At 67.2% G+C, this 12,265-nt stretch carries 9 protein-coding genes; all 9 read right to left on the reverse strand.

Translation table 11 applies throughout. From position 1 onward, the window contains the following. Positions 1-364: 364 nt before the first annotated feature. Positions 365-1,339: a heme o synthase gene (locus tag LJE69_RS11905; RefSeq protein WP_296925239.1), complete on the reverse strand. Its 975-nt coding sequence runs from the start codon at positions 1,337-1,339 to the stop codon at positions 365-367. 22 nt (positions 1,340-1,361) lie between these two features. Next, positions 1,362-2,411, reverse strand: a complete 1,050-nt coding sequence (locus LJE69_RS11910; protein WP_296925241.1) for a heme A synthase — start codon at positions 2,409-2,411, stop codon at positions 1,362-1,364. 599 nt (positions 2,412-3,010) lie between these two features. After that, entirely contained in the window at positions 3,011-5,080 is a 2,070-nt protein-coding gene (gene brxL / locus LJE69_RS11915; protein ID WP_296925243.1) for a BREX system Lon protease-like protein BrxL, read from the reverse strand. Positions 5,081-5,084: 4 nt separating this feature from the next. Next, positions 5,085-7,394: a BREX-1 system phosphatase PglZ type B gene (gene pglZ, locus LJE69_RS11920; protein WP_296925245.1), complete on the reverse strand. Its 2,310-nt coding sequence runs from the start codon at positions 7,392-7,394 to the stop codon at positions 5,085-5,087. After that, a complete protein-coding gene (locus LJE69_RS11925) occupies positions 7,391-7,573 on the reverse strand; it encodes a hypothetical protein (RefSeq protein ID WP_296925247.1) in 183 nt (60 codons plus the stop codon). Before LJE69_RS11925 ends, pglZ begins: the two co-directional genes overlap by 4 nt. After that, positions 7,570-8,214, reverse strand: a complete 645-nt coding sequence (locus tag LJE69_RS11930) for a nucleotidyltransferase domain-containing protein (protein WP_296925249.1) — start codon at positions 8,212-8,214, stop codon at positions 7,570-7,572. The genes LJE69_RS11925 and LJE69_RS11930 overlap by 4 nt, the downstream gene beginning before the upstream one ends. A 207-nt stretch (positions 8,215-8,421) precedes the next feature. Beyond that, on the reverse strand, positions 8,422-9,330 hold the full coding sequence (locus LJE69_RS11935) for a DUF4435 domain-containing protein (RefSeq protein ID WP_296925251.1): 909 nt from the start codon (positions 9,328-9,330) through the stop codon (positions 8,422-8,424). 2 nt (positions 9,331-9,332) lie between these two features. Continuing rightward, on the reverse strand, positions 9,333-10,715 hold the full coding sequence (locus tag LJE69_RS11940) for an AAA family ATPase (protein ID WP_296925252.1): 1,383 nt from the start codon (positions 10,713-10,715) through the stop codon (positions 9,333-9,335). A gap of 192 nt (positions 10,716-10,907) precedes the next feature. Continuing rightward, complete coding sequence (locus LJE69_RS11945) at positions 10,908-11,981, reverse strand: hypothetical protein (protein WP_296925254.1); 1,074 nt, start codon at positions 11,979-11,981, stop codon at positions 10,908-10,910. Positions 11,982-12,265: the final 284 nt, after the last annotated feature.

Here is a 12,265-nt window from a genome sequence, read left to right on the forward strand (position 1 = left end):
GTGGGAGCGGCACTCGCGGTGCCGCGACCGGCGGCAAGGCAGCACGCCGCGCCCCGAGTAGCCACCAAGCGGCCGGCCACCTCCCAGCCGTCGTCGCGCCACAAAAAGCAGTGGCGCTCCCACGCCGACGCGCCTGGAGCAGCCGTTTCGGGAGCAGCGCTTGTGGGAGCGGCTCTCGTGGGAGCGGCACTCGCGGTGCCGCGACCGGCGGCAAGGCAGCACGCCGCGCCCCGAGTAGCCACCAAGCGGCAGGCAACCTCCCAGCCGTCGTCGCGCCACAAAAGGCAGTGGCGCTCCCACGCCGGCGCGCCTGGAGCAGCGGGTATGGAGGGGCGGGCCGACGTAGGAGGCCCACCGGTCAGACTCAGCGCATCAAGATTGCCAGCAGCGCCATCAGCCAGCGGTCCATGAGCATCAGCGCGAACAGCATCGTCAGATAGCTGATGGAATAGCGGAACAAGGCCATCGCGGCGGCATCGCCGCCGCGGCGCCGCAAAGCGGCCGCGCGCCGCACGAATTCACAGCCCAGCAGCAGCGCGCCGACGCCATAGACCGGGCCGCTCAGGCCCGCGACGCAGGGCATCAGGCTCACGGGCACCAGCGCCACTGCGTAGGCGAGAATGCGCCCGCGGGTGAACGCCAGGCCATGGGTCAGCGGCAGCATCGGCACGCCGGCGGCGGCATAGTCCGCCCGCCGTGCAATGGCCAGCGGCCAAAAGTGCGCCGGCGTCCAGACGAAGACGATCAGAAATAGCGACAGCGCCCCCGGCGCCAGCGCACCCGTCGCCGCGGTCCAGCCGATGAGCGCCGGTGCCGCGCCGGCGGCGCCGCCGAGGACGATGTTCTGCGGCGTCCGCCACTTGAGCCAGCGGGTGTAGACGACCGCATAACCGATCAGGGTCACCAGCGCCAGGGCCGCCGTCAGCAGGTTGACGGCGAGCCCGAGCACCAGCAGCGCCGCGACACCCAGCACCGCAGCCAGACCCAGGGCCTCGGCCAAGTGCAGGCGATGGGTCGGCAGCGGCCGGCCCATGGTGCGGCGCATCAGCGCGTCGATGTCGCGGTCCGCGACCTGGTTCAGCACCGCTGCCGACGCGGCGGCCAAGGTAACCCCGAGCACCCCGGCGAGCATGACCGTCCAGGACAGCGGCGCGTCCGGCGCCGCCAGGCACATCGAGACCAAGGCCGTGAACACCACCAGACTGACAACCCGCGGCTTGCACAGCGCGACATAGGCGCGCCAGCGAGCATCTGCGGCGCCGCGGTCACGAAGACGTCCGGCGGAGCGGGCGGGCGCGTCGCCGACGGCGCTTTCGGCCGCGGCGGCCGTGCGGATCATGGCCCTGCCCTGCCCGGCCACGTCAAACCCCGACGCCGGGCCGCGCAAGGCCCCGCTCCAGGTGCGGATCATCCCGCTGTCCGATCCGGGGCGCGGCGCGCCCGAGCGCCCAGTTCAACGCCACCAGCACCAACAGCAGCAGCGCCGCGGCGGCGTTGTGAGCAGCCGCCAGGGCCAGCGGCGCACCCGCGAGCACCGTGGCGGCGCCGAGCCCGATCTGCACCAGCAGCAGCGCACCCAGCATGCGCCCGGCGCGGCGGATCGGCGCCGGCCGGCGCGCATGGCCGGTCAGCACCGCCAAGGTCCCGAGGACGAGAAACAGGCCCATGGCGCCGAGCCGGTGCACCCACTGGATCGCGATGCGTCCCGGCCCGGACATGCCCGCATCGGCAAGGCGGCCAACCAGCGGCGCGAACCCGTCCGCGAAGTCCGCCGCCGGCCACCAACTCCCGTTACAGGTCGGGAAGCCCTGGCAGGCGAGGGTCGCGTGATTGGCCGCCACCCAGCCGCCGAGCGCGATCTGCAGCGCCAGCAGCAACAGCGCGGTCCGCGCGAGGAGTCGCAGCCCAAGACCGGGAGATCGGCCATCCAAAGCGCCGTGCGGGGAGGCTGCGCGAGCGCCATCACTCCGCACCCGAAGCGTTAGCCACCACAACAGCGCCAGCACCGTCATGCCGCCCAGCAGATGGGCCGTCACCACCAGCGGCTCCAGCCGCAGCGTGACGGTCCACATGCCGAGCAGGGCCTGCAGCATCACCAGAGCGACCAACACCGGGCCGGCTATCCCGAGCGCAAACCGGCGCCGCCCGAGCACCACGATCCCGAGGATCAGCAGCCCCAGGGTGCCGGCCACGTAGCGGTGCAGCATCTCCATCCGCGCACGCGCCACATCCAGCGGCTGTCCCGCCCAGCGCCCTGCCCGCTGCGCCGGCGGCGTCGCCAGCGCCCCGCCAACGGTCAATGCCCCGTAGCAGCCGGGCCAATCCGGACAACCGAGGCCAGCATCGGCCAGCCGCACGGTGGCGCCGAGCACGACGACGCAAAGCGCCAACAAGGTCGCTCCCAACAGCATCCACCGATAACCGACCTCCCACGAGCGCCCATTGGCGAGCGCCGATCTGTCCGCGTCGGCCTCAGGGACGGCACGCTCACACCCCTCATCACTCACGGCAAATGACCCGGCCGGCGGTGGATTCGGTCCGCCGCCAATGGTGCGCTCCAGTTTCGACACCGACTTCGCCAACACCGGCTTGCCTCTCGCTCATAAGAGCTACAGGAGGTACACGACCGGCTCCGCAGAGCCCGCTTCGCGACCACGGCGCGCGGATGCGAGTCAGCGACCGGGTGTCACCGCCCGCTCGAGCGTCGTAGTCACAACGCGAGAGGTAAGCAAAGTTCGCGCCATGCTCATCCTCGACGGCGCCGCACGCATCGCATGCGCGCCAGTGCCGGAGCTGGCGTTACCCGCAATGCCGGAGGTGTTGAGGAAATCCGTTCTTCGGCGCGCACGCCGTTGCCAGACATCAGAGATCGAGCGTCGCTTCTACACCGCCGGGTTCAAAGAACCCGACTCGCCCCCCGCTTTCGCCATTGCAAGCGCACGGCGCTTGGTCGCGACGACACGAATAACCGCACGCCGTGCGGCCACAACCAGGCGAACCGGAAATCTAGCTAGTCCACCAATGCCTTCAACAACGCGTCCCGCGCGTCACTGTAGAAGACCACGGTGACGCGGGTCGCGATGTCGTCATCCAGCTCGATGAGCTGCTTGCGGCAGGTCACTGGGAGCAGCACGGTCCTGGCACCCTTGTCTACAGCGGTCTCGACGACGGTCACCGCGTTGTAGACGGGCTCGATGGAGCCGCCGAGGTTGAGCCCGCCGACGACGATGAGCCCGCCCTTCAGGCTCTTCTCCAGCAGCGCAGAACACAGGGCCAGCAGGGTACCGACCCCGGTCGCAGAGCCCGACTTGCCGGCGTCGAAGGCGCGCATCTGGACGGAGAACTCGTGTGCGCGCGGGTCCCGGTCGCCCACCAGTTCCTTGGCACGCACGTAGAGATTCTGCTCCGCGCAGCGGACGCTCTCCTTGAACGCGGCTGCCGGCGGTTGGTTGAGAATGTTGACGCCTGAGCCCGGCCCCTCGGTGACGTCCACCCGGTACAGGCCCGCATGCTCGTCCAGCCCGCCGGGCGACAGCACCCAGACCTGCCCCGGCGGCAGCGGGTCATCACCGATCTGGTCGTCGCTGTGCAACTCCGGTGTGGCGACGAATTGCTCCACCCCGTCCCGCCCCATCTGGAAGCTGAAATGGGTGTTGCGGAACTCCGCGGCGCCAATGCGCTTCTGCTGCTCCTTGACCCGCCGCCGGCATTCCAGCGCCAGGCGCGCCGCCCACTCGATGGCCTCGTCCGGGATCTCCTGGAGCGCCGGCTCGACGCCGCCGGCCACCGAGTACGGGTACATCAGCTTGAGCAGTCCGCTCATGGTTTTCTGCACCGCGTTGGTGTCGCGGCCGCTGAGGGCACCGCCGAACTGGATGCTGCCCTGGAACTTCTGCAACCGGGACGATGCCCGCAGGTGGTTCCAGCAGGACGACACGAAGTCGCTGACCAGGCCGAAATGGTCGGTGAGTTGGTCGCGACTGACCTTTGGCACGTCCCAGCCCGGCACATAGGCATGGATGCGGTCCATGAAGGCGGTGTCGTCGCGCATCTCCGGCGGCATCGGGCCGAACAGGTGGCCGATGCGCTGCTGGTGGGACACGTCCACGTCGAAGTTGCCCACCATGTAGATGCTCGCGAAGCCGCGGATGCTCTCCCGCCCGCGGCTGAACTCGCCGGACTCCATGTAGCCCTTCATGATGTTGACGCCGTCCTTCTGGTCGAAGCTGATCCCGGCGACCTCGTCGAAGCACACAACGTCATACTGGCACACTAGGCCGCGCTGCCCGGTGCTGTTGTTGACGAACATCCGCGCCACCGACGCCTTGCCACCCGACACCAGGTGCGCATAGGGCGAGACCTGCTGGTACAGGTGGCTCTTGCCGGTGCCGCGCGGCCCCAGCTCCACCGCGTTGTAGTTGTTCTCGACGAACGGGACCATCCGCAGCAGCATCACGTCGCGGGTGCGCGGTGTCAGACTCCCGGGCTCCAGACCGACGCTGCGCAACAGCAAATCGCGCCACTGCTCGAAGGTGAACAGGTGCCGCCCGCGCGCCATCACGTCCAGCGCGTCGCGCTTGGAGAGCTGAATCTCGCGCAGGCTCGCGATGCCGAACGGTCGGCCGTTCTTCTCCTCGGCAATGCTCGGGTCGTAGGTCAGCTCGATCTCGGCGTAGAAGCCGCCGGTCAGCATGCGCTCGTGGTCGTGCACCAGCTCGTCGCTGATGCGGACAGTCTTCTCGCGCAGGCTCGGCAGCTCCGCGACGAAGCAGTCGTTCTTCGAGTCCAGCCGCGCCGTCAGCAGGTCGATCAGCTTCACCCGCCCATGCTCCTTGGCGCGGGCCTTGAACAGCTCCTCCTCGCCGGCGCGCACCGTGCGCGCTTCCAACTGGCGCTGGACGATGTCCAGCCCCTCCTGGATCTCCTGCTCGTCGGTGCTGGAGCAGTAGCGCCCGAGCAGGAACTCGGCGACGTAGGTCGGCACCGGGTACTGGCCCTTGAAGCGGCGCACCAGATCCTTGCGCACGATGAACCCGTCGAAGGCTTGGCTCGCGAGCCGGTCCAGGGTGTCGAGCTGCATGGGCTCAGTCTCCTCCGATGACGACTGGCCGCTTGGCAACGATCTGCCCGGCGCGGACCACCACGAGCACGGCCGCGGCGCCCTCCTGCGCGTCGTCCTCCACCAGCAACGCAAGCTTCCCATCCGCATCGGGAGGCAATAGTCGCCGCTCCGGCTCCAACAGGCTGGAGCTCGCGTTCGCGGGCTTGGTGCGAATGTCCAGCGCAGTGTCGGCATAGGCGCCCGCCAACTGCACCCGCAACCGCAACCCCTTCCACTGCGCGCTCCCGATGGTCACCGGCGCCGCCGACGGACCACCGCCCGAGACGGTCAACACCGGTACCAGCGCCTCCTGTGGGCTCAAGCCCCCGTGCGCATAGGCGACGCCGTGCTGGAACACGCCGATCCCCGGTCCGCAAACCACCGCGTGCCCGCCACCCCAGAACCAGGGCAACATCGGCAGGCCATGCGCGGCGCCGTGCTTGGGCTTGGCGCATCGCGCCCAGCGGGATTCGGTCAAGTCCTGGTGCAGGTCCACCTTCGGCAGGCCACCCGGCAGCAGCAGCCAGCCGTGATCGGTGCTGACCACGACCCTCTGCCAGCCCGCGGCCAGCAGCTCCCGCACGCGCAGGGTCACTGCCCGCAGCTCGTCGTCGAGCCGATGCGCCAGGCCCGCCTGGTGGTGATGTCCGTCCTTGTCGAAGCAGCCGGTCTCGGTCCAGGCACAGCCGGACGGGTCGCCCGTCTCGGTGGCGTCCAAGGTCGCAAAGCCCGCCTGCGCGATCAGCTTGCCGAACCAGTGATGGGAGAGTGGCTTGCCGCTTTCCGCCACCTGGGGTTCGAAGCCGTCCGGCAGCTCGACACCGGTCAGCACATTCGCCAGCGGTCGCCAGGCCGGCTTCGCGGTGGCAGTCACGGTCGGCAGCGCCGTCCAATGCGCGTCCATCGTTACATCCAATCCATCGCCCCGCAGCCGCTCCGCGAGCGCGATGCCGAGGTCGCAGCGCAACCCGTCCACGAACACCAGCACCGTGCCGGGCTCCGGGGAGAAGGTCGACGCCTGCGTCGGACCGGCACAGGGATAGGTGCCAGCCCAGCCCTGAACCTGCTTCGCCAACTGCTCCAGCCAAGGCCCGTAGGCCCCGCGCAGGGCCGCCTCCACCGCGGCCAGATCGGGCGCATCCCGCACCGCGGCATAGGCGCGCCAGGCGGCATCGTCCACGCGCCAGCCAAAGTCCAGGTAGCCGGCAGTGAGCGCCGTCCAGTCGTGCCCGAGGGCGCCGCCGGCGATGCCCCCGGCCATCGCCTTCAGGTGCACGGCCGCGCGCGCGAGGTCCGCCTCGCCCAACTCCGCCCAGATGGAATCGGCACGCGCGGCATGCTCGTCGCACAGCGTCTGCAACTGTCCCAGCGCCACCTGGTACGGCAGATCACCCAGCGCAAGCAGCTGCTCGCGCAGCGCCTGCTCCCGCTTGGCATTGGTCGCGGGGCGCCGGTCGCTCTCCTGGACAAACAGATCCGTCGGCGGCGGCAGCAGGTCCAGCGCCTTGCGCACGCCGGCGAACGCCTTGTGCGACTGGCACCAGCGCTGCCAGACCGCATCCCAGGCCCCACCGCCCGCGACAAGCTTCTCCACCGCGGTGATGACGCCATCCTTGTCCGGCTCGATGCCGAACTGCTGTCGCGCCAGCGCCGTGAACGCCGCCCAGCGGTCAGGCGGCCAGTCGCTGCCCTGGCCTGCCGCACCCGCGATCCACTCCAGCATCAAGGCCACCGGGTCGCCGGCCGCAAGCCCGTGGAAGTCCGCCGCCTCCAGCTTCTTGCCCGCGAGGTTCTGCCGCGGCGCACGCAGCACCTGCCGCAACTGGGCGTGCAGCGCGCCCGTCGTCGCACGATCCCGCGCGACGTCGAACTCGAGGCCACCCTGCCCCGCGCCGAGAAAGGCGGCCGGCGTCCAGTCCTTGCCGTTCTGCTGGGTGAAGAACTGGCCTTGGAACTGGAGCGCGTACAGGTGCCGCGCCTGTTCCGGAAAGCCGGCCGCACCGCGGAACGCCTGCCGGCCGATGCCGGGCAGATACACCACCGGCCGCGCTGCCGCCTCGTCACGCGCCAGCCGGTAGCGCAGCCAGGTGGCCGGCCCCCGGCGCGTGCCGTCGGCTGCCTCGGCCAGCACCAGCAGCTCCGGCACGGCCTCCAGCAACAGGCTGATGACCGGCTCCCAAAGCCGCTCACCGTCGGTCCAGAGGATAACGGCCGGCGGCGCGAGGTCGTGGCGGTTATACGTCGCCGCGTCGCGCAGGCTGCCGATCAGGGCGTCGAGGACGGATTCGGTCATGACTCTTCTGCACTATCGGTGTCGCTGCCCCGAGCCGTATCCGTGGCGAGCAGGCGTTCCATGGCGGTCACGAAGCTCTCGGCCTGAGCCAGCGCCCAGGCAGCATCGCCCACCTGCTGCAACAGCCGCGCCGATGCGAGGGCGCGCCGTGCCTTGGCCATCAGCTCGGGCGGCATCACAGCGCAATACCGTCGCGCGCGATCTCTGCCAGCAGCGCCGCATTCGCCGCCGCTTCCGGATGCTCCCAATCTTCCCGCCAGAGCGGGAACGGCTGCACCAGCACGCCCGTCTCCAACAAGACGTCGTAAGCGATGTCGGCAAGCTCCAGCTTCGTGTCCAGAAACGCACCGCGCGGCCCGCGCAGCAACAGCGCGACATCCGCGTCGCTGTCCGCCCGGTGCTCCTGCCGAGCCCGGCTGCCGAACAACAGCGCCCCCACGACGTCGTACCGCACCGACGCCCGCTCCCGAAACGCCCGCACGGCGCGCCGCGTCTCCGGGGGCACCGCTTCGGCGCGCAGCCTTGCGACCCGGCCCTCGGGCGACCCCTCGAAAGATTGCCGCTCGCGGCCTTCCGCGGCGACGCGATCAAAACCAACCGACGCTTCTTCGGCGCCATCACGGTGCATGGCGACACCTCCGCGAATCACCCTGAACGTAGCGGAGTCTAAAGCGGTGGCAGCGCCGTGGACTTGCCGAACCGCCGAACGCCCGCTTGTGCAGGGCCGATCACAGCTCGCGACCTCGGCGATCGCCGGCGCCGGCCGTACCGGGCCGTGCGATACTTTCGGGCTAGATCCAAAAACGATTACGCTCAGCATGCCCAAGTCGCTCCTCGACACGAACCGCTATCTCCGCGACCCTGAAGCCCGAAAGACGGCGCTCTGGGTCTCTGCGGCCAGTTCCTCGGCCGTCGAGGGCATTCGCAGGCCGTTCGCAACCGCAGAACAGCGCCGCGCAAACCTCAAGGGTGCGCGACTGTCAAGCACGGGGTGACGAGACATAGCAGCTACCCCGCCGCCGTTGCATCAATTTCGGACCTCACCGCCCTCTCCACCCTCACTCGCGCGGCCAGAGACTACTCGCACAGACCGAAGAATCCGGTAATGTCGATTGCCGTCTTCCCAGCGGCGGATCTCCCTGCCGAGGTGCCCGTATTCCAGCTCGGCATCCTCGAACGCGGCCCTCAAGAGCGCGGACAACTGGTCAACGCCAACCGTCGCCTTCATGCGTCCCAACACCTTGCGCAGCCCAACCAGGAGTGTCGCGACCAAGTCGTGCCCGTTGCAAACCAGCCAAGGATCAGCCTCCGGGAGCGCCGCCAACGCTGCCCTGAGCTCCTCCACCGAGGCATAAGCCCCCGCCGCCACGACATCACCGTGCATGCGATCGATGTCCAGACTCCAACGCGAAGGCTCCAGAAATCGCTGCGCACCTTTGTTGCCGAACGGGTATGCCCATGTGTCTCTTGCAGCGAGCCACCTGAGCCGCCCGACCTCGATTCCCCGGTCAAGCAGCGCAGAACGCACACTGGCCCCTGCCCGGTCCTCGAAGCGCCTGATCTTGTCCCTATCTCCGTGTTCCGCCAACACTCGCTCCAAGGCCCGGGATCGCAACAACAGGCACTCCAGGTCATGGCAATCGGTGGCGACCAGGTTTGGAGACGGCAATGGACGTCCCGCGAGTGTTTCCCAATCGTCGTCGACGATGCCGAGCACGCCCCGGACGTGTCGCGTGTCCAGCCGAAGCGTCGCGCCAACGACATTCGGCTTGCCGTTGCCGTCCACGATCTCACAGATTCCTTCCGCGACTCTTGGCGTCCAGAACCGTACATCGCTGACGCCCTCCACCAGCAGGAAGCTGCCCGCGTGCACCTGCCGCATCATCAACACTTCCGCCTCGATATCGCCTGGGTTCTTATACTCTCGCAAGTCCATCGTCAATCCGCGTCCAGTCCAATCATCAGATCGGTACGATCGCCCACGATAAACGGCGAGTGCGTCGCCATCAGCACATCGAACTGGGCCGTTTCCACGATCTCCAGCAAGTCTGGGAGGAAGCGCTTTTGCCACGCGACATGCAGGGACAGCTCGGGCTCGTCGATCAAGACGAGCGTATTGGGTCTCACTCTGAACAACAAATCATAGTGCAGAACCAGTTCGTGCTGCTCCCCCGAGGAGAGTGCATCCAGACCGAGTGCGCGTCCGTTCTCGCTCTCCGCGACCAACCCCAGCTCATGATCAATGCGTACCTGCTTGCGATGAAACTTGCGATTGACGTTATCGAGCAGCAGACGGGCCCTTCTTGCCAAGTCGTCAAGCTCAGACAACTTTTGCTCGGTGTCCTTCACATACAGGGTCATCACATTTTGCTGGCCGGGGTCCAACGTGTCGATTGCCGCGGTATCGAACGGGTGACTATCCAAGCGCACCAGGAGCCCCAATGCTTTCAGCTCGTTTCGGTGCTGATCCAGCGTCTCCATCCTCTCCTTGAGAGCATCTGGCGGAAGCGCTTCACCGCGACTTGCAAGCAGCCGTTGAGGGAAGGATTGATCAAGTGTCTGTGACTTCTGGCCGTACCCCGCCATGGTCTCGCTGATCTTCGCGCGCAGATCGCTCGCATAATCCAAGACAGTCGACAACGTCCGCGGGCGACTGCCGGGCCGCCGCGAGTCCTCCATATTGACCCTGAGTAACCTTTGCGCCGCGATGAAATGCACGTTCACCTGATCCCGAACCGCTTTCAGCCAATCAGGATCGCTTCGTTGCGCGGAGCGCCTTGCGCTGGTCGGAAGCTCATCGCCGTAGCGCGCGACCACCTCCTCGGGAGTCAAGAGCTCCCGGAACACCCGTTCGTCGTACCAAAGATCTTCGTCATATCGCTGCACCCAAGGCATACGCATAGAAATCGCCTCAGCCATGGCAACGACATCCTGCGCGCCAGAGATTTCCATTCGATCTACCGGATTCTCGCCCTGCAGCAATTCGAGGTGCAGAACCGGTGGAGGGTGGTTCTGACGCCTTCTGCCCTTGCGTGTAGATTTTTCCAGCTTCACCTTGGCGGGTGCTAGCGTGACCGATACAGCTCGATCATCACTGAGCACGAGGAGGAATCTGCGGAAAGGAACTCTTTGAAAGAGGCTGAGGCGGCCATCAAGGAGCGCATTCGTCAGGCGCAAGAGCATCGTCTTGCCGACTCCGTTGGGTCCGTGTAACACCGTTACACGCTCGTCGAGTTTGAGATCCACCGTATGATCAAAAAGGTCGAACAGCCCCTTGACCCGAATGCTCTTCACCCGCAAAAGTTCGGAAGAGTCCTTCATCTGAAGCCCCCAAGGCAAATAGAAGAGAAGCGCGCTCCGTTTCTCACAGCGTCCGCTGAGCGGACCATGCGTACCTCGTCGCAATCATGGGCAAGCTCCCAGCCTAAGGCTCTGGGTAGCAGCCGCCGGGCGCGTCGCGGGCACCCCGATACGATAGACTCGCCGCAAGAGAAATGCACTTTGCGCCTCGACTTAAGTGTCGGATCTCTTAGCGGTCCGCGCGGCCTGCTTGCGGGCGCGGGTCAGATGCACGTCGTTCCAGCGCCGCCCGGTGAAGTCGGGGCCGCCGGGGCAGCCTGAGGGCGGCTCGGTCTCGTGCCAGAACCAGGGGTAGTCGGCCTTGTGGCGGAGGGGCTCGGTGCCGCGGTCCTTGTCCCACTTGATGTTGGGCTTGAAGCGCAAGAGGCCTGCGCCCTTGCGGCCCATGTCGCGGGCCTGCATGAAGGGGCGGATGTTGAGCCGCACGCCGTCGTTCAGGTCCGGCTGCCAGCCGATGGGCTGCTGGTGCAGGGGCTTCCAGCGGATGAAGAGGTCATAGGGGGGCTCGCCTTCCAGGATCTTGACCAGCTCCGCCTCCAGGGCGCGGGCGGCGCCCAGGCGCTCGGCGGCGCCGGGCTTGTCGGCCTTGGCGTCCGCGTCCTGCTGGCGAATCCAGTCGCCCAGGTAGCTGTAGCAGAGCTTTTGCAGGTTGGCGTTGTCGAGCCGGTGGTAGTTCACCAGGGCATGGAAGCCGTCCTTGCGGCCGTCCCAGAGGTGCCAGATGAAGGGGCGGTTCTTGAACAGCTTGCAGTGCTGCTCGAAGAAGCCGTCCCGCAGCCAGTCCTCCAGGCTGGGAGGCGGGCCGTCCCGGCCCGAGCCGTGCTTCACCGGGGCCGGGACGGCCCCGCTCCCGTCGCCACACCCGGCCGCCGCCAGCAAACGGCGCAGCCGGTCCGCGGCGGGCTGCTCGCGGTTGATGGGCGGCAGGCAGACGATGCCGTCGGCGTCCGCGTGCGCCTCCAGCCCGTCCGGGCCGAGGGCCGGGCAGTCCGGGAACTCGGAGCCGGTCTGGCGCGGCCAGCGGTAGCCCAGGAGCCGGGCAACGGCGACCTGGAGCGGCGCGTCCGAGCCCTTCGGGTGGCCGTTGAAGAGCCATTGGGTGGGGTCTTTGGATATTGGCTTCGGGAATCCGAGCGAATATCTCTCACTCGCCACCGCCTGCCAATGCGCCAGGTCGAACTGAATCTTCCCGAAGCTACCAATCGTGACCTTTAACGATTGATCCACCTTCTTGACAGCGGCGGGAAAGCCTTCGTCAGTTATGAATGCAAATATTGCCGTCAAATTACGCGGATCAAACGGGACAATTGCTCCCGTATTGTCGTCGAACATTTCTCCAGCATAAGATGTCGAGTCAAGCGTGGTTTTGTTAATGAGGACTCCCGCATTACCAAATACATTGTCTCCCCGGAGCCAGGCGCCAAGTTCTCGACGCACATCGGCACCTTCGTTTCTCCAGTAGACAAAATTATCTCTTCCAGAAAAGCCGTCCCCCTTATTAGGGGTGTTAA

Source organism: Thiohalocapsa sp., assembly GCF_022340605.1.
In the GTDB taxonomy this organism is placed as follows: Bacteria; Pseudomonadota; Gammaproteobacteria; order Chromatiales; family Chromatiaceae; genus Thiohalocapsa.